Below are 22,492 nucleotides of genomic sequence, written 5' to 3' on the forward strand. Positions count from 1 at the left end.
GGCGCGCTGTCGTCCTTTGCCGATTAAAGGACATTAACACGGTATGCATCAACAACATCATCCACTGTTAAGCGCCTCTTTAGGCACCCAGCGTGAAATCATCAGTTTCCACTTTGCCGGGGATCATGAACGTCAGGTTTATATTCAGGCTGCGCTGCATGGCGATGAACTGCCCGGTATGGCGGTGGCCTGGTTTTTAAAGCAGCGGCTGCAGGCACTGGAGTCCGCCGGACAACTTAAAGCCGCCTTCACTCTCGTACCGGTTGCCAATCCTCTGGCGCTGGGACAGCACTGGCATGGCACCCATCTTGGCCGCTACCATACGCTCTCTGGGCAGGATTTTAATCGTCGCTTTCCCTCTCTGGGCGCGACCCTGGCGGCCACTCTGGCCGACAGCCTGACGCAGAGCGAGTCCCAGAACCGCAACCTGATCCGCGAGGCAATCGATCGCCACTACCGTGACACCGTGCCAAAAACCGAGCTGGATGCACAGCGTTTCACGCTGATGCGCATGGCCAGTCAGGCAGACCTGATGATTGACCTGCACTGTGACTGGGAAGCTGTGCCGCATCTCTACACCACACCACATGCGTGGCCGGAGATTGAGCCACTGGCGCGCTGGCTGGGCAGTGAGGTGCAACTGCTGGCGCAGATCTCCGGTGGTGAGCCGTTTGATGAGGCCTGCTGTGAACCCTGGCTGACGCTGGCTGAACGCTTTGGGGAGGCGTATCCGATGCCGCGCGGATTACTGCCGGTGACGCTGGAGTTGCGTGGCGTACGGGATGTGACACCTGAACAGGCGGAGAAGGATGCAGATGCGATTATTGCAGCACTGCAGGAGGGCGGCTATATCGCCTATAGCGAACCGGCTATTTCGGTAGAGGTGGCTGCACCGGTGATTGGCGGGGATGAACTGGTGCCGGCGAATGCGGCGGGCGATGATGTAGTGGCGATAAACGATGGCCCCATCGGCCTGACCGTGCCTGAGGTGACGGAAGCGCCGGGAGAGACAGGAGTGATTAAGGAGCGTCACAGCGAAGGAACGTCGGCCTCCTCCCCTGCCCTGAAAAATCCGCCGACGCCGTTAGCGGCCTGCGAATATATCCACTCACCCGTGTCAGGTCTGATCCTGCATCGTAAGCCGCTGGGTGCCCAAATCCGGCCTGGCGAAGTCGTGGCCGAGATTGTCGATCCCGTTACCGATCACATTACGCCGCTGGTCGCCGAATATGGCGGCATTCTCTATGCGAGGCACTGGGTGCGCTTTGCGACGGCAGGCATGCTGGTCGTCAGGCTGGCGGGCGAGCAGGAGATTCGGAGTGGGGATTTGCTGGCATGATAAAAAAGGGCTTCCCGCAGGAAGCCCTTTGATTACTGCCATGATAAAAAAAGGGCTTCCCGAAGGAAGCCCTTTTTAGTGATTAATCTAACCACTCAGTGTGGAACACACCGTCTTTATCAATGCGTTTATAGGTATGCGCACCGAAGTAGTCACGCTGCGCCTGAATCAGGTTGGCAGGCAGAACTTCTGAACGATAGCTGTCGTAGTAAGCAATCGCGGCAGAGAAGGTCGGCGTCGGGATACCGTTCTGAATCGCGTAGGAAACCACATCGCGCAGCGCCTGCTGATACTGATCCGCGATATCTTTGAAGTACGGCGCCAGCAGCAGGTTTGCGATGCCTGCATCTTCTGCGTAAGCATCAGTGATCTTCTGCAGGAACTGGGCGCGGATGATGCAGCCAGCACGGAAGATCTTCGCGATTTCACCGTAGTGCAGATCCCAGTTGTTCTCTTCTGATGCGGCACGCAGCTGCGAGAAGCCCTGTGCATAAGAGACAATTTTACCCAGATAGAGCGCACGACGCACTTTCTCGATAAATTCCGCTTTGTCACCGGTAAAGGCCTGAGCCTGAGGGCCGCTCAGCACTTTAGAGGCGGCTACACGCTGCGTTTTCAGTGAAGAGAGGTAACGGGCGAAGACAGATTCGGTGATCAATGACAGTGGCTCGCCGAGGTCCAGAGAACTCTGGCTGGTCCATTTACCGGTGCCTTTGTTCGCCGCTTCATCCAGAATCACATCGACCAGGTATTTACCCTCTTCATCTTTCTTAGTGAAGATATCTTTGGTGATGTCGATCAGGTAGCTGCTCAGCTCGCCATTGTTCCACTCGGTGAAGGTTTGAGCCAACTCTTCGTTGTTCAGACCCAGCGCGCCTTTCAGCAGTGCGTAGGCTTCCGCGATCAGCTGCATGTCGCCGTATTCGATGCCGTTGTGGACCATCTTCACGTAGTGGCCGGCGCCGTCCGGACCGATGTAAGCTACACAGGCTTCGCCATCTTCGGCACGCGCGGCAATCTTGTCCAGGATTGGTGCAACCAGCTCGTAAGCTTCTTTCTGACCGCCAGGCATGATGGATGGGCCTTTCAGTGCGCCCTCTTCACCGCCAGACACACCGGTACCGATAAAGTTGAAGCCCTGGTCAGACAGCTCTTTGTTACGACGGATGGTATCTTTATAGAAGGTGTTACCGCCATCGATCAGAATGTCGCCCTTATCCAGATGAGGCGTCAGCGAGGCGATAGTTTTATCGGTCGCTTCACCCGCCTGAACCATCAGCAGGATACGACGTGGTTTTTCCAGCGATTCAACGAACTCTTCAACGGTGTAAAAAGGAGCAAGCTTCTTGCCCTGATTCTCGGCGATGACTTCATCAGTCTTTTCGCGTGAACGGTTAAAGATAGAAACAGTGTAACCGCGGCTCTCAATGTTAAGAGCCAGGTTGCGGCCCATCACTGCCATACCTACAACGCCGATCTGTTGCTTGGACATTACATACTCCTGTCTGTGGTCACTTCACAAACGCAGTGGTTTGTGAACAAAAGTGGCAAACATGTTAACCCAGGTAAGCATCAACCAGTTAGAAAATGATGCTGTTAAATAGCCCTGACAACCCTGGTGTTATAAAAATCCTATACAAATTAATACAAATAAGCATTAAGTTTTGTAATATGGCCTTTATTATTCCAGTCAATGATATCAACACCACGCAGCAACTTATCATCAAGCTTGAGTTCAAACTCAATGACCGATCTGTTTTGTTCCGCGATGATAGAAAGTGCATTGAATTCGAGCAACTTAACATCACTGAAAAGTTGTACAAGCATACCACGGATATTTTCCTGACCAATCTTGTGATTTCCTGGATCGGTCAGGGTGGCATTACGGTCAAACATTTCAACCACATCATGTAAAGAACGCGAATTGAAAGCAGCAATATATTTTTCAGTCAATTTTTTAACGGGTGGTAAAGGATTAGCATGTGACAATTCAAAAGCCTTCACAGCATGTGCATCATAAAAATTGTGATACACCGAATCCCCAAGAGGACGCATTACTATCTTCTTACCTTTCAGGACCAGTTCATTTAATGAGGAGGAAAGATAGAAATTATTATCGATAGCGTTATCCTTACGAATTAGCTCCTTGGCAGCCTCGATGAAATCAGATCCACGTTTGAAGTAGTAAAGCCCTGCCACGGCATTGCGACTAATCGCATTCTTTTCAGCAGTCTGTACGACCAAACCTTCTTCGTTAGTTTTAACAAAAGACCATTTTGGATGGACAGATTCAAAGGTTAGTACCCCGGCATCCGCCTTCAGGCTTCTGAAATACTCCAGTACCTGCTGAAGATCATCATTAATGTAATGATCGGCAGAAGCAATAATCAATTCATCATCAAGATTGATGTGGTCAATCGCCATCATACTGCTGCAAACAGCACCCTTAGTCATACCTTGCAATGGGATGATAACAGCATGAGGAGATATCAGTTCAATAATATTACCCAGGGCAAGCTTTGATAGTTTATCTGCAGGAACAACAAAAAGGCTTTTGTGCTCTTCAGTCAACGTAGAAAATATATCCTGGGAATATTCCAGTAAAGTACGATTATTGATTTCTGTCAGGATTTTTGGATATATGAAGTCAGCGCTGGTTTCATAAAGACTGGCTCCACTCATTGGAATAATAATATTTAACATGCCATCAAACCTCGCTCTCTACCAAAGAGATGAACCTTTTTATGTTCGCGTAATTAACATCATAGACAGTTTCAACTTCAAGCACATGTGCCCCACTGGCTCTGGCTGCTTTGATACCATTTTCATTATCTTCAACAATGACGCACTCAGTAGGTTTTAAACCAAGCATCGAAATCGCTTTATTATACATTTCCGGATCAGGTTTGCCCTTGACAACATCCTGGTTAGAGACATAAAACTCCAGATATTGTGCAAGATGCGCACGTTCCATCATGACTTCAATTGAGTGCTTGATAGAATTTGAAGCAACAGCCATTTTATAACCATCTTTTTTTAACATGGAAAGTGCATATTCATGATGGAACATTGGCTTACATTTATTATTCACAATCTCCATTGTATACTGCTGTTTCATTTCATTAATAAAACTATGAAGATTAGTTGATAAACCTTTATCTTTGCTTAGCATGATGAGCTTATCTTTAGTCGGTAAACCATCATAAGTTGTCAAGTGTTCCTGACGAGAAATTGTCAGTCCAAACAGATCCAAAGCAGTATTCAATGCCTCATAATGCCAATCTTTAGCATCGATAAGGACTCCGTCCATATCGAAAATAACAGCTTTAATATTAGTAGCCATTAAAAAACTCCATACATTCTTCAGGGTAATCGGTACAAATAATTAAATTAGACGAGGAAAGTAGTTTATCATTGAACTTTTTATATTTCTCCCAGCTTTCAATGTGATTCCTTTTGTGCAACTCTGGAGAAACAATACAAACTTTCTTTCCATCCGATAAGATTTTGTTTAATAAGTCCTCTTCCACCAAATCTTTTTTAAATCCGTCTAACCAGACTCCTTCAGACATATCATAAAGTGAATTAAGGCATTCAAATTCACTATATCTCACAAAAGCTTTTAAATCATGCTGATAATATGCAAGAGAGTCAGGCAGGGCCATATCAAAAAAGAAGTAGTTTGTAATACCCATAAGTTCAAGAATATCTTTAACTTTCTTTTGAAGACCGTCAGCTTTAACATTAAGCGCTAAAGGCGGATTTGATGTTGTATGCATTTTGTATAACTCAAGCATATGTTGGAATGTCATACAAGAAGCATCAGGTATATCATGACTGATTACGATTTCACCATTGAAGTCTCGCAAGTCAGTCTCTGTACCAAGATCAAGCTGAAACGAACGGATAAAAGCTGCTTCAGTATTTTTTTCGTGTAAAGACTTCCAGTAGCCACGATGAGAGATAACTATCATTTTTAACCTTCTTTACTTAATTAACTGATCGTAGATTTGAACAGCCTGAGCAGTTTCACCCTGATAAATGAGTTTTCCCTTTTCCATAACGAGGCAAGCATCACAGATACTTTCTACCTGATGCACGTTATGGCTTACAAAGAAAATCGTTTTCCCACTTTCTTTAACTTCATTTATCTTGTTTAAACATTTCGCCTGAAAGTTGGCATCGCCAACTGCCAGCGCTTCATCAATGACCAGAATTTCTGAATCCAGATGGACACCAATTGAAAAGGCAAGTCTTACGTACATACCAGATGAATAATATTTTACCGGCTCATAGATAAAATCCCGGACTTCTGCAAACTCAATAATGCTTTCAATTTTTGTTTCAATTTCTTTGCGGCTCATACCTAAGATTGAACCACTCAAAAAAATGTTTTCATAGCCTGAAAGCTCGTGATGAAATCCAGCTCCAACCTCAAGCAAACAGGATATAGATCCATCGACTGTTATTTTACCGAAACTTGGGGCAATGATTCTGGTCAAAAGTTTGAGCAGAGTAGACTTACCAGCTCCGTTTCGGCCCAGTACGCCCACTGCCTGTCCTGGTGTAATTGAAAATGAGACGTCATCAACAGCTCGGTATATTTTCTCTGGTTGAGAACGTTTTTTGTTAAACGAAAAAAGTTCTTTGAGAGTACTGTGTTGGTAATTTCCAACACTAAATTCACGTGTAACAGATTCAAAGGTAATCATTCGTAATCCGCAATTAATCTATCATTTTTGATAAAGTAGTACACACCAAAGATGACTAAAACAATGGCAGTAATGAAACTATACAATAACGTAGTGACATCAATGCTATTACCGCCAAGCAAGGCCCAGCGAGATAGAGCAACAATACCTGTCATTGGGTTGAAAGAGTAATATTGATGAAATTCTTTCGGCACTATTGTAAGCGTATATACAACGGGAGAAGCAAAGAAAAGAGCCTGCGTTGCTAAGGGAAGTACGTGCCGTAAATCGCGAAAACGTAATTTCAGAATTGCCATAAAACAACCCACGCCGCAGCCGAGCATAAGCGTAATAATTATGCAGGGTATGAGAAAAAAGAGACGCGAGAAATCAAAATGTACACCATAAAAGATAGCGAGAGGTATAAAAACAATGAAAGCTATAACGAAGTCAATAAACGCTACAAATACACTTGCTATACATAGCGATATCCTCGGAAAATAGACCTTTGTTAAAAGATGCATATTATTTATTATTGCATCACTTGCAGCCATCATACTTGTAGCAAAAAGATTCCAGAAAAGAATACCAGAAATCAAAACAGCGGCATAAGGCGCATTATATTCTGGCGTCGGCACTTTTACCAGCAACCCAAATACAAACAGATAAAGGAGTATATTGACACCTGGATTAATTATTGCCCACAGGATCCCTAAACTTGTCTGTTTATAACGAACATTGAAATCTCTTCGAATAAACTCCTTTATCAAATTCATAGAACCTAATACTTCCGCTAAAGTCGTCCTGCTCTGCGGAGTGGATACAAAACCTTTCATCAATTTCCTCTCTTTACAAATAAGCGATAAGCAATTTTACGCACATAAGGCAACTTAAGCAGTTGAGTTCTGAAAAAGAAATAAACCTTCATCAGCGTTATTTGCAGCGATCTTAAATACCAGATTACTGGACGAGAACTTTTCTGTTTTTTGATATATCTGGAATACAAATAAATCCAGTCAAAAGGTTGATATAGACTGGACCAGCCTTTGTTAAAATAGACCTCTTTATGTTTACGCCAGACAAAACCCAGCCTTGCTGAATCCAAAGGCAGGAAATTGTTAAGATACATTTTTTCAGAACGCTCCACCTCTACTGAATTTCTGAAAAAATTTCCTGGGAATTCAAACCCTTTAATGGAACGCTCTAAGTTTTTCACCCATACATATTGCTCTGGTACATAACGCATGTAACATGCATTCATTAAGCTTTTGCAATGCTGGAAAATACTTTCATCAGCAAGTGAAATGTCGAAGAAGCGTAAAACATCTTCTGTCAAACCTGCCACCATAATATCACCTGGGTGATAGAGGAAAGGAAGCTGACTGTATGGGTTACGAGCGAATAAGTTGCAGTTGATGAGGTGACGGCTAAAAACAGCATACTCTTCCTGTCGCATAATATCTTTTACAGACAAGAATTTGTTTTTGATAAAGTAATCACCCAGGTAAGAAAGAATACTGTCATTATATAAATATGAATCCGTCCTCATTTTTATCGAATACTTTTTCGACGCGCATCTTAACCCATTAAGGCTGGACACTAGCATTCGATTGACATTACTGACAACGTTCACGCCATCAATATTCTTGGAGATCGATCCTACATCCTCGTTGAATAAAAATTTGATGCTGGGATAGGAAACTTTGAGGCTATCTTCAATGACATCATCTGTCTTCCATGTAGAAACAATGATTTCTGCTTCTGGAAAGTTATCCAATGTCAGGTTTAGATTAAAAATAAAGTCATTATCTAATTCGCGAGAGGCCGTTAAAATCCCCCCCTGAATAATGATGGAAACTTCACTCTGTAAGATCAGATTATCAGGATGCATTGTCCACGTTACTTAGAATTCATGTCTTGATTTATTGTAAGGTTGATTCATACCATTCAATGTATTTTTTCAAACCAATCTCAAGACTTGTTTGAGGTGACCAGTTAAACTCTCTTTTAGCGCGCGAAATATCCAGGGCTATAGAATTAACAACTGATACATCGCTTTTCACTTTGACAGTATCGACAACAATGCCATGCCGATGAAAATGCTCAATAATATCTAAAATAGAATACTTTGAATCTGAACCGACATTAAAGATTCTCACATCTCCTTCATATAAAGCTGACTTTATGAAGCACTTATGGAGATCGTCAATATAAATATAATCACGTGAAGCTGTGCCATCACCATAGATTTTTACAGGTAACTTCCTTTTGTAGGAGTCCATTATTGCAGGAATGAGTCCTTGTCCACCTTTGAAAATTTGTCCCGGTCCATAGGGATTGGCAATCCGTAGTATCCGATAGTTCAACCCATAGTTACAAAGATAAACCTGCAGATACGATTCCTGAGCCAGTTTATTTGCTGCATAAATAGTTTTTGGTGAAAGAGCATGATCTTCACGACATTTCTCGCCACCAGTATCTCCGTAAATAGTCCCACCAGATGAAGAGAAAATAAAAGTAATCTTGCTGGCTACGAACTTTATATCTTCAAGAAGACGAATAAAGGGCAATAAATTAGAGCTAACGCTCTCGAGCGCATGGCTCTGCGATTCTGCCGGGGAGAAACTATTTGCAAGGTAATAAACAACGGGATTATCATCATGCACGATTTTGCTTACAAAATCATCGTGCCGGCACAAAGTAGCATTAACGAAGTCTGGAGCAACGTCGCTGGCTTCTTTATCGCGGCTATATAGAAATATCTGTTTCTTAAAACTTGTATTGCTTAAATAATTTAATAGAGACAGACCTATATAGCCACGCCAACCAACGATATAGAGATTACTTGATAGCATAATAAAACTTTCGTCCTATTGTAACGAGAGTATGATGAAAAATAGGAGGAATAAATTTTAAAGAAATATCAAAGACCTTACGTCCCACTCTTAATAAAAAGTTGCGATAACTAAAAAAGAGTGGATTGAAATGATACATTCCAGTTTTAAAATAAATCGTAGAAAGTTTGATGAACACACTCTCTTTAATTTTTGAAGGAACCACATTAAGATCGCTTGCTTTAAAATTATACGCATCCTCTTCAGGTCCATCTCTGAAAGGAGCCATTTTAAAAGTATAGGGCAGAACAGGAATCCATCCTTTCAGGAACTTCTTCCACTTCAGGGAGATATCCCAACTATTGATAATAAATACATGTGTTTTTAGCTTTTCAAAACTATCTTCAGGAGACTCTTTAATAACGCCCCCCCTCTTTTTAACGAAATTAGTAAAAAGACGGGATTCAGGCCAGTAGTTATAAAAATCTTTTACATGATTATTTTTAACTAATTCTCTGATTAACAGAATATTATCCATATGAGTTTCTTTAAAAAACTCGACAGGATAGTAATCTCTTAATACCCTGTATTCGCCTGCAAGCAACATATCTGATGGATGGTACCAGCGGTCAGCGCGCGTATAACAGTTGGTCGTTATCAACTTATCCTTAACATCTGATGTAAAATTCTTCACTAATCTCATCAAAGACGCAAAGTTAACGGTCTGATCCATCCTGACTTTGATGACAAAAGAATTCTCATCAATTACATCAAGTGCCGCATTAACCAGGTTAATCTGACGATTTATATTAAAAAAGCCTGGATTAAAAACGTCATCACAGCCTATTACTTGTATCTTTTCATAGGCACCAGGATTCAATTTTTTTAAGAGAGTCTGGACTTTTTCAGCATCTTTTATGTAAGTCGAGATGATAACTTTCGCATTGCTAAGTTGTTTTTGTATTGCTTTTAAGTTTTTTTCTAAAAAATCCTCTTCAAGAGGACCGTGAATAATTACCGAAATATTATTAGCCATTATATTTATATCTCAACAGGTCAAGTTCATACATTAAATCAATGCCAATACCCTTTTCTACCCTTGATGATTCCTCCTTGAAGAAAACAACATCTTTACAGGAGAACAGTATTTCTGCAATCAATCTGGACGTTTTAACATGTTTATTGATAGAAATATCAGCAACGTTGATGATGATTTGCGAGAAAGCTTTTCTGGACTTATTGATGTCCAATACGGTTCCGTAGGGATGGTGATAAGAAGTCGCAGATATAATATTTTTCTCAGGAAAATAATTCTTTTCCAGATTCACATCATTAACATTATCAGCAGGCAAAATAATCATATACTCTGCGGCATTTATTAGCTGATGCGCTTCATTGCTATCAACATGAATCTTCTTATCACCTAACACCAAATATTCGAGACGCGCATCATCTCTCATAGTAATAAAGAGACATTTTTCACGTTGAGGCCGTACCGGGGTCGATTTAATTTCGATACTTTCGTACTGACTCACTCGGTTGACAATAGCACTTTCAAAGCTAACCAGAGATTTTAATGATTCGCGCTGAACTTTTCTGATCTCTTCTTTTTCTTCACGACTCATACTGCTAAACCCTGTCAGCATCTTCTTGATGGAATCAACAGAATTTTTCTCGAAACAGAGTTTTTCAGCCGCGGGTCCGCTCATATCTGCGATACCACTTGTTTTACTTCCAGCCACAATCAGACCATAGTTAATGGCTTCCAGCGCTGTGTTTGGGAAATTTTCATAAGGCGATGGAATGACAAACAGATCATAGTTTTTATATTGTTTTTGTAATTCCTTATAAGGAATAAAATCATAAAAACTAAATTTCTTTTTCAGTTCTAGCGGAATAAGACCATAGCATGTATCCATATAGTCGCGACGATCGTAAAAGTCGTCTCCGCTGTTGCCGATTAATGTTACATGCAGGTCATAGCCTTCAACCATTAATTCACAGGCCGCTAGTATCAATAGTTCCTGTTTTTTTCTAAGCTCAAAGCGGCCCAGGGAAAGAATTTCAATAGTGTTATTTTTATCTCTGACTGGCGGAATAGTTTGTTCAGCCAGCGGATAATAGGACGGGCAGGTATGGACTGTTGTATCGTGTAAGTTGCTGAGATAATCGGCAAGAAAATGAGATGTTGAGAAATTGGCATCACTCAGAATCGATTGTGCTCTCTCATACTGATACATTTCTATCATCCACGGAGGTGCACACTCCATAAAATTCAGTGCTGTACCCCACTCCCATACTTCACGGATGCCAGTATGATTATTCGTGATAAAACGACATGAATAGTCCAATCCATCAATCGCGCGTTTTGCAAGCGTATAACTCGCAAGACCAATGAAGTCAGTAACTTCTACAAAGTCAGGCTTTATTTGCGACAGTACATCATCAATTGCTTTGGAATTTTTGAAAATGCTGAAATTATCTTTTATTTTCCAGCAAGTGATGGCTGGATCATCCAGATCGCTGCCATGCAAAAAAATTGTATGAACTTCGTATCCTAACTTGCTAAATCCTTTTGCGGTATGCTCAATATAAGTGGCAATACCACCTTGTCCTTTATAATAGCCACACTCATGACCAATCAGGCATATTTTTTTCTTGGCATTAATCATACTTAAAAGTCCAGCGCTTTCTTTGAAACATCCAGCGATAAAAACAATTTCAAATCAGAAGGGATTCCTAAACCATACATTCCGTCTGCTTCAGCACCAATGTTATAAACGCCGATATCTGCATCCTCATCGCGATACATCCAGGTATATACAGGGGCTACGTAAAACTCACCATTGGTGCGCTCGTCAAGTTCAATCATTTTGTTAGCGTTACGACAAAAGTCTGCACCATGCCTGAAATTATAAATACCTACGGTTGCTTCTTCGGATACCACTTCCTTTTCGACAACGCGAACAACTTTATCGTCACTGTTTAACTCAGCATAAGACCATTTTGGATCGCTAGCTGACATAGTCATAATCAGACCGGATAGATTTTTATCGTCCATATATTTCAGATAATCATTGATATCGATATCAATCCACTGGTCAGAATTGGCAATCATTAACGGCTGTTCATTATCGATGAATTTTTTGGCACACAGTACCGTACAGGCTGCTCCATCAGTGATACCATCGATACCAACAATTTCGCATCCTGGTGCCCATTCTTTGAGCTTGGTTGATAAATCGTATTTTTCAATATGTTCTTGCTGGCAGATAAAAATAAACCTGTGAGGTTGATTAGGTTTAAGATTGTTAATAACAACTTCAATCATGCGCTTGTCGTTGAGAGGGATTAAAGGTTTCGGATCAGCGTAACCTTCTTTAGCGAACCGACTGCCTCTACCTGCCATAGGAACAACGATATTTAACATTTTATTCTGCCTTAAGATATTTATCATTTAATGCGCCGGGAACTTTCACCACTGTAGTTACAGTGTCTTCAAGAGCTTCGAAATCTGTGTACTCACCAGGAGATATTTTAATGACTTCTCCCGCACTGACCAGATTACCGTTCATTAAGGCTTTACCAGTGACGATGACGGTGATCTCTGTAGCGATTTTGTGGCAATGACTTGCTTCTTTATCACCGGCTTTGAAGTGCTGTACAGCAACTTCTACATCCGTTGTTTTATAAAGCGTCGGCTCGAAACCACCAACAAACCAACCACGCACAAACTGGTCTACCTTTTTAATTTCCATAAGATTAACCCTAAAAATAGCCTTGCTTGAAGTAGAAATTTCTTAATCGGGATAAGTCAATTTCATAGGAAAATATGATGAAAAAAGCACGCTACCGCCCTTAGCTTTAGCAACTAAAGTGCTCAATAAAACTTCATCACTCTTAGCAAAAAAACTTAAGCTATTGATTTATATAATTTTTTCAATTTTAACTGGTTAAAAAATGACATTCCATGCTTTAGCTGTCCAGGGAAAAAACCTCTTAATTCTAACACGGTAGCACCTTTCTTCGAAATATGGCGCAGGGATTGTAAAGTGATCTTCTGCATAAAAAAATTGATGCATCGTATGAAACCCGCACTCTGGTGACACAGTTATTATATGCAACCTACTAATTTCAATGCTAACCATATGCCTTAACTCAACGATCGATTTGTTCTTGTCGTTGTGTCCTGAACTGGTCAAGGATGCATTAACTCGTCATAATGATGAGTTATTGACATCAGTTTCGTACGATATGAGATAATCAGGCCGTACAACAAAATGCTAATCTTCGGGAAAAGTATGAAAATTTTAGTTACTGGCGGTGCAGGTTTCATCGGGTCAGCTGTAGTGAGGCTTCTGGTTGCTGATGAGGATAATGAGGTATTAGTTGTTGATGCTTTAACTTACGCAGGTAATCTCGATTCCTTAAAAACGATTGAAAATTCACCTGGATTTTCTTTTGTTGAAGCTGATATCTGCGATTTTGAAGCAATGAAATCAGTGATAAACTCATTTAAACCTAATGCAATCATGCACTTAGCTGCTGAAAGTCATGTAGATCGCTCAATCGATGGGCCCGGAGCATTTATACAGACTAATATTATCGGCACCTACAATCTGCTGGAAGCATCACGCCTGTATTACAATCAGTTGAGTAGTTCTGATAAAGCTAATTTCCGTTTTCATCACATCTCAACAGATGAAGTATATGGCGATCTGCACAACACCTCTGATTTGTTCACCGAGACGACGCCCTACTCTCCAAGCAGTCCCTACTCTGCTTCAAAAGCGAGCAGCGACCATCTGGTAAGAGCGTGGCATCGGACCTATAACCTTCCGGTTCTGGTGACCAATTGCTCTAATAACTATGGTCCTTATCATTTCCCGGAAAAATTGATTCCCCTTACTATTCTTAATGCTCTTCATGGTAAGCCTCTACCGGTCTACGGTAACGGCAGCCAGATTCGTGACTGGTTATATGTTGAAGACCACGCCAGAGCACTTTATGAAGTTGTCAGGAAAGGTCTCATTGGCGAGACCTATAATATTGGCGGCCACAATGAACAGACAAACCTGACCGTAGTTCAGACTATCTGTGACATCCTTGATGAACTCTCTCCGTCAACTCAGCCAAATCTCAGCAGTTACCGTGAGCTAATTACATTCGTTAAAGATCGCCCAGGACATGATCTTCGCTATGCAATCGATGCTTCTAAAATTGAACATGAATTAGGCTGGGTTCCACAGGAATCTTTTACTACCGGCTTGCGCAAAACTGTTAAGTGGTATCTTGAAAATGAGTGGTGGTGGAAACGCGTTCAGGATGGATCTTATCAGGGACAGCGACTGGGTTTAGAAAATAATACAGGTGAGGATTTATAATGAAAGGCATCGTTCTTGCTGGTGGTTCTGGTACTCGTTTATACCCAATCACCAAAGGTGTATCTAAGCAGCTACTGCCTGTATACGATAAGCCTATGATTTACTATCCTGTCTCTGTTCTTATGTTGGCAGGTATCAGGGATATACTGATTATCACTACACCTGATGATCACGCTTCTTTTGTCAGACTGATGGGTGATGGCAGCCAGTTCGGAATTAATTTAAGTTATGCAATTCAGGCGAGTCCGGATGGTCTTGCACAGGCATTCATTATCGGTGAAAAATTCATCAACAATGAAAGTTGCGCATTAGTTCTCGGTGATAATATTTTCTTTGGTCAGGGATTTGCTCCAGTTTTGGCGCGCACGTCTGCGAATACCAATGGAGCTACTGTGTTTGGGTATCAGGTTAAAGATCCTGAGCGATTTGGTGTGGTCGAGTTTGACACGAATTTTAAGGCTTTATCGCTGGAAGAAAAACCTGCTCAACCAAAATCCAATTGGGCTATCACAGGCCTATATTTCTATGATAACAACGTCACGGATTACGCGCGTACCTTAAAACCTTCGCACCGTGGTGAGTTAGAAATTACTGATCTTAACCGTATCTATTTAGAACAAAACAAGCTGAATGTAGAACTTCTGGGCCGCGGTTTTGCCTGGCTTGACACTGGTACGCATGACAGCCTGATCGAAGCTTCTCAGTTTATTCATACGATTGAAAAAAGACAGGGGTTCAAAGTTGCCTGCCTTGAAGAGATCGCCTTCAAAAATGGCTGGCTTTCAAGCCAGGATGTCTATAATGAAGGTCAAAAATTGTCTAAGACGGAATATGGCCAGTATCTTATGGGATTAGTTAAATAATCTTCAGGCGGGTTTTCCCGCCATAATCCCTTTGAAGTGGTGATGAGCATGGGAAAAAAAGGCACTCTCAATTTTGAAATCGAGTACCTGAGATTTTTTGCAATAATTGCTGTTCTTTTTGAGCATTTACCTACCCTATATATCTGGAGCAAACATCAATTGCTTCAAAATATCAACAAATATGTCGAGTTCTGGCCTGGTGTAGATCTTTTTTTTGCCATTTCCGGTTATTTGATTACCACAAATCTCCTCACCCAGATGGATAAAAAACAATCGCCTACGCAAATACTCCGGCACACAATTTTTCCTTTTTTTGTTAAAAGAGTATACCGATTATTACCAGCATCATGGTTCTGGATGTTTGTTATCCTCTTTTTTTCAGCGTTTTATAATGTTACTCAGGCATTTGGAGAGTTCAGGCATAATATTACTTATTGCATCACTATTATTACATTCTCTTTCAATATTTTTTCCGGTTATCTTCTTGAGCAAGGTTATTTGCCAACGTATGGTCCGTACTGGTCACTATCATTAGAAGAACAATTCTATTTTGTTACGCCATTTGTCCTTCTTTTCATGAAAACGAGCTGGAAAGTAATCACACTCTCACTCATTGCCGTTTTCCTGCTCTACACTGTTCAGCAAGGTGACTGGACTCCTAACTTCCGCTACCACGGCCTTATTTTTGGTGTTTTCTTAGCTATGCTGAAGTTGTCGCTGGGCGATAAAATCAAACCGGTTATTCTGTGGCAATGGTATCTACGCTATCTGGTGAATTTTTTACTGCTTTTTTCGCTTTTCGCTATTCCAGCTGCCTTGAAAGGTTCGGTTTACCTTTTTGGCTCTTTAGCACTCGTTTCTACGATACTGGTTTATATAGCTTCCTGGAATAGAGGCTATTTTATGGTGCTCGAAAGTGAAGGCATCGTGTCTCGTTCGATGAACTGGATAGCGTCCCGATCCTACAGTATCTATCTGGCGCACATGCCTGTAATCTATTTTGTACAGGAATCTACGATACGCATCATGGTTCACTACGGTTTTCCCGCTGGTGATTCGTATCTGAGATCGTTATTGATGACGATAATCGCCTTAGGGCTGATTTTTATTTCATCCGAAATGAGTTATCGCTATCTGGAAGTGCCTTTACGAAATAAAGGCCGGAAATTAGCCCGCAAGTATGATGCCACTGCGTAATGAGTTCGATACATTACCATCCAGTTCAGTAACAGCTATAATTTAGTAAAAAAAAAGGCGAACCGAAGTTCGCCTTTTTTTCAATTACTTAAACCCATCCGGGTTCTTGCTCTGCCAGTTCCAGGTATCGCGCATCATCTCGTCGATGCCGCGCGTCACGCGCCAGTCAAGCTTCGTGTTCGCCAGCGAGGCATCGGCCCAGAACGCCGGCAGGTCGCCGTCACGACGTGGCTTGATCTCGAAAGGAATCGCTTTGCCAGACGCTTTTTCAAACGCCCTGATCATCTCCAGCACGGAGAAGCCTTTGCCCCCGCCCAGGTTAAAGGCAGTATAGCCGTCGACCTGACTCAGGTGATCCAGCGCTTTCAGGTGCCCTTCCGCCAGGTCGACCACATGGATGTAGTCGCGCAGACAGGTCCCGTCTGGCGTATCGTAATCGCCACCAAAGACACCCAGCTTCTCCAGACGGCCAATGGCCACCTGGGCGATATAGGGCAGCAGGTTGTTCGGGATGCCGGTAGGGTCTTCACCGATTTCGCCTGACTCATGCGCGCCAACCGGGTTGAAATAACGCAGCGCAATTGCCTTAAACTTCGGCTCAGCTTTTGCGAAGTCGCGCATAACGAATTCGGTCATCAGCTTGGAGGTGCCGTAAGGGCTGGTCGTGCCGCCAATCGGGGTCGTTTCCACATAAGGAACCGGCGCATCTGCGCCGTAGACCGTGGCTGATGAACTGAAGATAAAGTTCCAGACACCGGCATTGCGCATCTCTTCCAGCAGAACCACGGTGCCTGCAACGTTGTTCTCATAATACTCCAGCGGCATACGGGTCGATTCACCTACCGCTTTGAGTGCTGCGAAATGGATGACCGCAGAAATGCTGTTGGCTGCAAACAGGTCACGCAGACAGGCACGATCGCGGATATCGCCTTCGACGAAGGTCGCTTTTTTACCCGCCAGCTTTTCAACGCGATTGATCGCTTCGCGTGAGGCGTTGCAGAGGTTATCCAGCACTACAACATCATCACCGCGCTGCAGCAGCGCCAGTACCGTATGGGAGCCGATATACCCTGCTCCGCCCGTGACTAAAATGGCCATGTGAACTCCTTTCAATCGGCCGCGCAGCGCGCGGCAAATTCATTACTTTTGTTTGGCGAGAATGGTCTGAATCGCTTCGCGGAAATCGCGACCCTGCGCGTTGTTGCGCAGTCCATAGGAGACAAACGCCTGCATATAACCGAGCTTGCGGCCGCAGTCGAAACTGTGCCCGGTCAGCAGTGAAACATCAACGGTTTTATGTTTGCTCAGGCTGGCGATCGCATCAGTCAGCTGAATACGGCCCCAGGCACCTGGCTCGGTGCGCTCGAGTTCGGCCCAGATATCGGCAGAGAGCACGTAACGCCCTACAGCGGCCAGATCGGAGTTCAGTTCAGCCGGATGCTCTGGCTTCTCAACAAAAGTTTTGATTTTACTGATATCGCCCGGATGAGCTATTGGCTCTTCGGTGGTGATGACCGAGTATTCGGAGAGATCAGTCGCGGGCATATGCTGCGCCAGAACCTGGCTGTGGCCGGTCTCTTCGAAACGGGCTACCATCGCCGCGAGGTTATAGCGCATATGGTCTGCAGTAGAGTCATCCAGCAGGACATCCGGCAGCACCACGACGAACGGGTTATCACCGATCATCGGGCGGGCGCAGAGAATGGAGTGGCCCAGACCCAGTGGCTGTGCCTGACGCACGTTCATGATCGTTACGCCCGGCGGACAGATAGACTGCACTTCGCTCAGCAGCTGACGCTTCACGCGCGCTTCCAGCAGAGCTTCCAGCTCATAGGTGGTGTCGAAGTGGTTTTCGACCGCATTTTTTGAGGCATGCGTGACCAGCACAATTTCTTTAATACCCGCGGCAACACATTCGTCAACGATGTACTGGATCATCGGTTTGTCGACGACGGGCAGCATCTCTTTCGGAATGGCTTTAGTCGCAGGGAGCATATGCATACCGAGGCCCGCAACCGGGATTACTGCTTTAAGCTTGGTCATATTTATTCCGTTTAATAAAATGAAGATGTGGGTCGATTATGCAGGATCGGCCGGAAGTGCAAGTATAATCTTTATCTGAAAAGCGGACAGTAACTCTCTGTGATAACTTAGAAATTCGGCATTTTGCCCATTGCCAGTGGCAGCATAAACTGAACAAAGACAATCAGTAATCGAAGATAGTCACTGCTCTTTTTGCAAATGCGCACGACGTCGCTGAGGCCAGCCATAAATGAAAACGGGCGACCCGGAGGTCGCCCGCAAATATATTCATCTGGTGATTACAGCCAGCCCTCAAACCACTCTGGCATCACAAACAGATTAAAGTGATTAACCAGCAGCATTACGCCGACAAACACCACCGACACCGCGACCCACTGGCGGGCATAGGGTATAAACCGAATGCCAATTACCGGCCTGATAAAGAACGGATGCGCCAGGGCGGAAATCAGGATCTGCGAGATAGAGAGCGTCAGCGCAACATAGAGCACGTTTGGCCAGATAAAGGTGGTTGCCAGAACGGCCAGCACCACGATACTCGCCACAATGTTCCAGTAGAACTCAACGTTGGTGCGTCCGTTAGCCTGCGAAATCGCCCCGGTAAGGCCGCCCATCGGCCGCAGCATCCCGAACAGCAGCATCAGTGGAATCAGGTGATAAACCTGCTCATGTGACGGGCCGTAGAGCAGACGGACGATAACCGGTGAGAGGATGCCAATCGCCAGGTACATGGCGCTGCTGAACAGCATGATACCCAGCGTCCCCTTCAGGAACAGCTTCTTCAGCTGCTCGGGGTCGTGCTGCTTTTCCGCAAAGCGCGGCAGCGCCAGACGGTTGATCACCGGCGTCACCAGCTTCAGCGGTTGCAGCACCAGCTCTTTCGCCAGCGAGTAGACGCCCAGCATCTCGGCCCCCATCACCTTACCGACCACCAGTGCATCCGCCTGGGTGCGCAGCTGGTTGATGGTCTGTGAGCCGAGCTGGTAGCTGCCGTAACGAATCGCACCGAAGAAGGTCGCCTTGTCGAACTCCCAGGTCGGACGCCACGACTTCTCACCCAGCGCAATCATGCAGAGGATACGGGTAAAGGCGTTGATAAACAGACCAAGAATCGCCGCGGCTACCGTCAGCGAGGTGAACTCCAGCATCGCTACCACACAGAGGAAGGCCAACAGCTTGGTGCCCATCTCGATCTTCGCCAGCGATACCATCCGCTTGGTTTTGATGTAATGCGCCTGATACTGCGACAGATGCCCCAGCACAAGGAAGTTCAGGCTGGTCAGCATGATCAACCCTGTCAGCTCCGGCAGATGATAGAACCAGGAGACCGGGAAGGCGATCAGCAGCATGATCAGGCCGGTACACAAGCTGAGCGAGACGTTCACCCAGTAGATGGTACTCTGCTCGCGACGGGTAATGTTCTGGCGATGCACCAGATAACTGCTCATCCCCATATCCTGCAGCACCCCCGCCACCGCCAGGATGGCGTTGATGATGGCCAGCAGCCCCAGCTCGTGGGTCTCCAGTTTGCGGGCGAGAAAGCTCAGCTGCGCAACCTGCAGCACCGCCGAGAAGCAGGTGCTGCCAAACAGCCAAATCGCCTGTGACTTAAATCCACTCACACCAGTCGCTCCAGAATCTGCGCCAGTTCGCCATAGGCGATATGCTGATTAAATTCAGTCTCAACTTTATGGCGCGCCGCCGCAACCACCGGCGCCACATCCACTTCACCCTGAGAGAGCTTCAGCAGCGTCTCCGCCAGCGCCTCGGGGTCATCCTCATCCACCAGCCAGCCGGAGACGTTGTTCTCGATCAGCTCGGGGATACCGCTGTGGAAGGTTGAAACGACCGGCAGACCGACCGCCATCGCCTCCATCAGCGCGACCGGAATACCCTCCATATCGCCATCTGCGGCGGTTTTGGAGGGCAGCAGGAAGATGTCCGCCTCGCTCAGCGCACGACGGATCTCCTCCTGTGGCTTAAAGCCCGGCATGCTGACGCAATCTTCCATTCCCTCACGGGCGATGAAATCACGCATCATCTCATCCTGGTCGCCGTTGCCGATAATCGTGTACTGAAACTGACCGCCACGCTGCTTCAGGATGGCACTGGCTTTAACGGCCACATCCAGCCCCTTTTTCTCGGTCAGACGCGCCACCGAGACGATGCGCAGCGGTTTCTGAAACGCCTGGCGGGGCTGGAAATTAAACTTCTCCGGCTCGATGCCCATGCGCGTGACATGGATTTTTTCCGGCGGGCAGCCCATCTCAATCAGCTTGTTCTTCCACAGGTGGCTGATTGGCAGCATCAGTTCGCTCTGACGGAACAGATTGACGTAGTCTAGCTTGTGCTCTTCCAGGATATGGCGGCGGGAGATATCGGCACCGTGAAACACGGTCGCCTGCTTACCCTGAAGCACGCCCAGTTCACGCAGCTTGTTCGCCAGCGCACCGGCATATCCGAAATGCACCAGAAACACATCGGCGGTAAAGACCTGTTTCGCATTGGCCACAATCGACGGCAGCAGCAGTTTGCTGGACTGCGCGCCGTAGCGGCGCATATTCAGTGAACGCAGCAGCGAAGGCTTCGTCACTTTAGGCAGAACCAGCCTGATGCGCTGATTCAGCTTATCGACGATCGAGATCTTCTCTTCCGGCAGCAGATAGTGGGTTTTGGCCGCCAGGCCATACTCGTCAAACGCGGCATGCCGGTTCACTAAATCGCCGGGAAAGACTGAAATAATCTCCACCTCGTAACCGGCATCAATAAAGTGGGTTACCTGATTTAAAACGAATGTCTCAGAGGCAACCGGGAAACGCATGGTGAAAAAAGTCAGTTTCATCACATTACCCTAATACTTTAAGAATCTCTTCAGTGATCCGGTTGCCAATTTCCCTTTCATTCGCAACGGCCGTGTCGACCTTCGCCTTGATGTTGTCGTAGTCGGCAAGGACAGTTTTGACCTTGTCGATCAGCGAGCCATCCATCAGGCTTTTTACATCGGTTGCCATCTGTGGCAGACCAAGCTGATTCATGACGCCCATCGACTTGTGCTCGTAGTTGATCGCCACGGCCGGGGTGCCAAAGTTCATGGAGATAATCGCCGAGTGCAGGCGCGTGCCGATGGTCAGATGGCAGTGGCTCAGCAGGATGCCCAGCTCAAGGTCATTAAACTCATCCATGATGACATGATAATGTTCAGGCTGCGTCACGTGGTCGCGCAGCGTCAGGGCGACCATGCGGTCATCCTTGGCGTAGCTGTCGATACCGGTGCAGGTCGAGAACGCCACGACCTGATAGCCTTCGGCGATCATCGCGTTGATCACCCGACCAAATGCCGCCTCATACTCTTTCTGTGTCACGCCCAGACGTTTATCAAACGGCGCCAGTTCACGCACGGTGATGGCGATGGTTTTACGTCCGTCGATAATGCCCTGCCAGTGCAGCAGATTATGACTCGGATTTTCCACCTCGCGCGCACGCACCAGGAAGGCCGTATCAACGCCAGGGGCCACTTTCGAGCTGGTCACGCCATCGCGCTTCATCAGATCGAGGCTGACGGATTCACGTAGCACCAGGCTGTCAACGCGGTCAAACACAAAGTTCGCCAGCGCATTGACGCGCGGGTTCTGGAAAGGTCCGACCGAGTGGCCGATCAGGTAGATCGGTTTTTTCGCCATCAGCGCACAGAGCGCGTGGTCAAACTGGGTCACGCCATAGAGATCGACGAAGAACGAACCGCCCACCTGAATGATCGCATCATATTTTGCCAGGCTTTCGGTAAAGGCTTTCAGGTGCGGTGGCACGGCAAACGACTTAAAGACGCCGCCTTTGCCCAGATGCGCCATCATGATGTCAGGCATCAGACGGTTGGCAACCTTACGCTTAAACGAACCGACCAGGCCCTTGCCTGACTTACTGTTGTGCAGGTAGAGCGCATCCTGCTGAATATCCTGCTGGAGCAGATAACCGGAGCTGGTTGGATAACGGCTGATCACATCAATGTCTAAATCACTGCGTGCGGACCGCATCGAATCGATCAGTCCACGAAGAATCGCGCCATCCCCGCGATTCCCACACGTATGGTTACCCACCAATAAAATTTTCATAACAACTCCGAATGAATTTTTTTTAATTCTCTAAG

General features: G+C 45.4%; 21 protein-coding genes. 4 read left to right on the forward strand and 17 right to left on the reverse strand.

Features of this window, described 5'->3' with window-relative positions; translation table 11 throughout:
* Positions 1-43 precede the first annotated feature (43 nt).
* Positions 44-1,339 carry a succinylglutamate desuccinylase/aspartoacylase family protein gene (locus ACR6AS_RS08100; protein ID WP_293771735.1) on the forward strand — a complete coding sequence of 432 codons (1,296 nt, stop codon included), beginning with the start codon at positions 44-46 and terminating at the stop codon, positions 1,337-1,339.
* An 82-nt stretch (positions 1,340-1,421) separates the two neighbouring features.
* On the opposite strand, the gene gnd is transcribed toward ACR6AS_RS08100, so the two are convergent.
* The 12 genes from gnd to ACR6AS_RS08160 form a co-directional block, all read right to left on the reverse strand.
* Positions 1,422-2,831: an NADP-dependent phosphogluconate dehydrogenase gene (gene gnd, locus ACR6AS_RS08105; RefSeq protein ID WP_111141976.1), complete on the reverse strand. Its 1,410-nt coding sequence runs from the start codon at positions 2,829-2,831 to the stop codon at positions 1,422-1,424.
* 149 nt (positions 2,832-2,980) lie between these two features.
* The gene (locus ACR6AS_RS08110; RefSeq protein ID WP_434161697.1) at positions 2,981-4,042 is read right to left on the reverse strand and encodes a nuclear transport factor 2 family protein; all 1,062 of its coding nucleotides are present in this window, start codon (positions 4,040-4,042) and stop codon (positions 2,981-2,983) included.
* A gap of 4 nt (positions 4,043-4,046) precedes the next feature.
* A complete protein-coding gene (locus ACR6AS_RS08115) occupies positions 4,047-4,682 on the reverse strand; it encodes an HAD family hydrolase (protein ID WP_375717034.1) in 636 nt (211 codons plus the stop codon).
* A complete protein-coding gene (locus tag ACR6AS_RS08120; RefSeq protein WP_434161699.1) occupies positions 4,672-5,313 on the reverse strand; it encodes a PI-PLC domain-containing protein in 642 nt (213 codons plus the stop codon). Before ACR6AS_RS08120 ends, ACR6AS_RS08115 begins: the two co-directional genes overlap by 11 nt.
* Positions 5,314-5,325: 12 nt before the next feature.
* Positions 5,326-6,051, reverse strand: a complete 726-nt coding sequence (locus ACR6AS_RS08125) for an ABC transporter ATP-binding protein (protein ID WP_434161701.1) — start codon at positions 6,049-6,051, stop codon at positions 5,326-5,328.
* On the reverse strand, positions 6,048-6,866 hold the full coding sequence (locus tag ACR6AS_RS08130) for an ABC transporter permease (RefSeq protein WP_434161703.1): 819 nt from the start codon (positions 6,864-6,866) through the stop codon (positions 6,048-6,050). The genes ACR6AS_RS08125 and ACR6AS_RS08130 overlap by 4 nt, the downstream gene beginning before the upstream one ends.
* Positions 6,866-7,921: a WavE lipopolysaccharide synthesis family protein gene (locus tag ACR6AS_RS08135; protein ID WP_434161705.1), complete on the reverse strand. Its 1,056-nt coding sequence runs from the start codon at positions 7,919-7,921 to the stop codon at positions 6,866-6,868. Before ACR6AS_RS08135 ends, ACR6AS_RS08130 begins: the two co-directional genes overlap by 1 nt.
* A 31-nt stretch (positions 7,922-7,952) precedes the next feature.
* Positions 7,953-8,885 (reverse strand): NAD-dependent epimerase/dehydratase family protein, encoded by a 933-nt coding sequence (locus ACR6AS_RS08140; RefSeq protein ID WP_434161706.1) that lies wholly within the window; start codon positions 8,883-8,885, stop codon positions 7,953-7,955.
* A complete protein-coding gene (locus ACR6AS_RS08145) occupies positions 8,872-9,900 on the reverse strand; it encodes a WavE lipopolysaccharide synthesis family protein (RefSeq protein ID WP_434161707.1) in 1,029 nt (342 codons plus the stop codon). The genes ACR6AS_RS08140 and ACR6AS_RS08145 overlap by 14 nt, the downstream gene beginning before the upstream one ends.
* Positions 9,893-11,536 (reverse strand): glycosyltransferase family 4 protein, encoded by a 1,644-nt coding sequence (locus ACR6AS_RS08150; protein ID WP_434161708.1) that lies wholly within the window; start codon positions 11,534-11,536, stop codon positions 9,893-9,895. The genes ACR6AS_RS08145 and ACR6AS_RS08150 overlap by 8 nt, the downstream gene beginning before the upstream one ends.
* A gap of 2 nt (positions 11,537-11,538) precedes the next feature.
* On the reverse strand, positions 11,539-12,294 hold the full coding sequence (locus ACR6AS_RS08155) for a glycosyltransferase family 2 protein (protein ID WP_434161710.1): 756 nt from the start codon (positions 12,292-12,294) through the stop codon (positions 11,539-11,541).
* A 1-nt stretch (position 12,295) separates the two neighbouring features.
* Positions 12,296-12,622, reverse strand: a complete 327-nt coding sequence (locus ACR6AS_RS08160; protein ID WP_375717043.1) for a hypothetical protein — start codon at positions 12,620-12,622, stop codon at positions 12,296-12,298.
* A 543-nt stretch (positions 12,623-13,165) separates the two neighbouring features.
* Here ACR6AS_RS08160 and rfbB point away from each other — a divergent pair.
* The 3 genes from rfbB to ACR6AS_RS08175 are packed head-to-tail and all read left to right on the forward strand — an operon-like array spanning position 13,166 to position 16,308.
* Positions 13,166-14,248 carry a dTDP-glucose 4,6-dehydratase gene (gene rfbB, locus ACR6AS_RS08165; protein ID WP_434161712.1) on the forward strand — a complete coding sequence of 361 codons (1,083 nt, stop codon included), beginning with the start codon at positions 13,166-13,168 and terminating at the stop codon, positions 14,246-14,248.
* Entirely contained in the window at positions 14,248-15,111 is an 864-nt protein-coding gene (gene rfbA, locus ACR6AS_RS08170) for a glucose-1-phosphate thymidylyltransferase RfbA (RefSeq protein ID WP_434161714.1), read from the forward strand. The genes rfbB and rfbA overlap by 1 nt, the downstream gene beginning before the upstream one ends.
* A 48-nt stretch (positions 15,112-15,159) precedes the next feature.
* Positions 15,160-16,308, forward strand: coding sequence for an acyltransferase family protein (locus tag ACR6AS_RS08175; protein ID WP_434161716.1), 1,149 nt, complete (start codon positions 15,160-15,162; stop codon positions 16,306-16,308).
* 84 nt (positions 16,309-16,392) lie between these two features.
* Here the strand turns inward: ACR6AS_RS08175 and galE are convergent, their stop codons facing one another.
* From galE to wcaK, 5 genes are all read right to left on the reverse strand, one after another.
* A complete protein-coding gene (gene galE, locus ACR6AS_RS08180; protein ID WP_111139203.1) occupies positions 16,393-17,406 on the reverse strand; it encodes a UDP-glucose 4-epimerase GalE in 1,014 nt (337 codons plus the stop codon).
* 42 nt (positions 17,407-17,448) lie between these two features.
* Positions 17,449-18,351, reverse strand: a complete 903-nt coding sequence (gene galF / locus ACR6AS_RS08185) for a UTP--glucose-1-phosphate uridylyltransferase GalF (protein WP_418797526.1) — start codon at positions 18,349-18,351, stop codon at positions 17,449-17,451.
* Between the two features lie 278 nt (positions 18,352-18,629).
* Positions 18,630-19,970, reverse strand: a complete 1,341-nt coding sequence (locus ACR6AS_RS08190; RefSeq protein WP_367395626.1) for a lipopolysaccharide biosynthesis protein — start codon at positions 19,968-19,970, stop codon at positions 18,630-18,632.
* Positions 19,967-21,190, reverse strand: a complete 1,224-nt coding sequence (locus tag ACR6AS_RS08195) for a glycosyltransferase (RefSeq protein ID WP_111139200.1) — start codon at positions 21,188-21,190, stop codon at positions 19,967-19,969. Before ACR6AS_RS08195 ends, ACR6AS_RS08190 begins: the two co-directional genes overlap by 4 nt.
* A gap of 4 nt (positions 21,191-21,194) precedes the next feature.
* Positions 21,195-22,457 (reverse strand): colanic acid biosynthesis pyruvyl transferase WcaK, encoded by a 1,263-nt coding sequence (wcaK, locus tag ACR6AS_RS08200; protein WP_111139199.1) that lies wholly within the window; start codon positions 22,455-22,457, stop codon positions 21,195-21,197.
* Positions 22,458-22,492 lie beyond the last annotated feature (35 nt).

The organism is Pantoea phosphatilytica, assembly GCF_051025615.1.
Taxonomy (GTDB): Bacteria; Pseudomonadota; Gammaproteobacteria; order Enterobacterales; family Enterobacteriaceae; genus Pantoea.

What these genes read in the sequence shown, in the direction of transcription:
- ACR6AS_RS08100 (WP_293771735.1), top strand. Translation starts at nt 44, where the DNA reads ATGCATCAACAACATCATCCACTGTTAAGCGCCTCTTTAGGCACCCAG.
- gnd (WP_111141976.1), bottom strand. Translation starts at nt 2,831, where the DNA reads ATGTCCAAGCAACAGATCGGCGTTGTAGGTATGGCAGTGATGGGCCGC.
- ACR6AS_RS08110 (WP_434161697.1), bottom strand. Translation starts at nt 4,042, where the DNA reads ATGTTAAATATTATTATTCCAATGAGTGGAGCCAGTCTTTATGAAACC.
- ACR6AS_RS08115 (WP_375717034.1), bottom strand. Translation starts at nt 4,682, where the DNA reads ATGGCTACTAATATTAAAGCTGTTATTTTCGATATGGACGGAGTCCTT.
- ACR6AS_RS08120 (WP_434161699.1), bottom strand. Translation starts at nt 5,313, where the DNA reads ATGATAGTTATCTCTCATCGTGGCTACTGGAAGTCTTTACACGAAAAA.
- ACR6AS_RS08125 (WP_434161701.1), bottom strand. Translation starts at nt 6,051, where the DNA reads ATGATTACCTTTGAATCTGTTACACGTGAATTTAGTGTTGGAAATTAC.
- ACR6AS_RS08130 (WP_434161703.1), bottom strand. Translation starts at nt 6,866, where the DNA reads ATGAAAGGTTTTGTATCCACTCCGCAGAGCAGGACGACTTTAGCGGAA.
- ACR6AS_RS08135 (WP_434161705.1), bottom strand. Translation starts at nt 7,921, where the DNA reads ATGCATCCTGATAATCTGATCTTACAGAGTGAAGTTTCCATCATTATT.
- ACR6AS_RS08140 (WP_434161706.1), bottom strand. Translation starts at nt 8,885, where the DNA reads ATGCTATCAAGTAATCTCTATATCGTTGGTTGGCGTGGCTATATAGGT.
- ACR6AS_RS08145 (WP_434161707.1), bottom strand. Translation starts at nt 9,900, where the DNA reads ATGGCTAATAATATTTCGGTAATTATTCACGGTCCTCTTGAAGAGGAT.
- ACR6AS_RS08150 (WP_434161708.1), bottom strand. Translation starts at nt 11,536, where the DNA reads ATGATTAATGCCAAGAAAAAAATATGCCTGATTGGTCATGAGTGTGGC.
- ACR6AS_RS08155 (WP_434161710.1), bottom strand. Translation starts at nt 12,294, where the DNA reads ATGTTAAATATCGTTGTTCCTATGGCAGGTAGAGGCAGTCGGTTCGCT.
- ACR6AS_RS08160 (WP_375717043.1), bottom strand. Translation starts at nt 12,622, where the DNA reads ATGGAAATTAAAAAGGTAGACCAGTTTGTGCGTGGTTGGTTTGTTGGT.
- rfbB (WP_434161712.1), top strand. Translation starts at nt 13,166, where the DNA reads ATGAAAATTTTAGTTACTGGCGGTGCAGGTTTCATCGGGTCAGCTGTA.
- rfbA (WP_434161714.1), top strand. Translation starts at nt 14,248, where the DNA reads ATGAAAGGCATCGTTCTTGCTGGTGGTTCTGGTACTCGTTTATACCCA.
- ACR6AS_RS08175 (WP_434161716.1), top strand. Translation starts at nt 15,160, where the DNA reads ATGGGAAAAAAAGGCACTCTCAATTTTGAAATCGAGTACCTGAGATTT.
- galE (WP_111139203.1), bottom strand. Translation starts at nt 17,406, where the DNA reads ATGGCCATTTTAGTCACGGGCGGAGCAGGGTATATCGGCTCCCATACG.
- galF (WP_418797526.1), bottom strand. Translation starts at nt 18,351, where the DNA reads ATGACCAAGCTTAAAGCAGTAATCCCGGTTGCGGGCCTCGGTATGCAT.
- ACR6AS_RS08195 (WP_111139200.1), bottom strand. Translation starts at nt 21,190, where the DNA reads ATGAAACTGACTTTTTTCACCATGCGTTTCCCGGTTGCCTCTGAGACA.
- wcaK (WP_111139199.1), bottom strand. Translation starts at nt 22,457, where the DNA reads ATGAAAATTTTATTGGTGGGTAACCATACGTGTGGGAATCGCGGGGAT.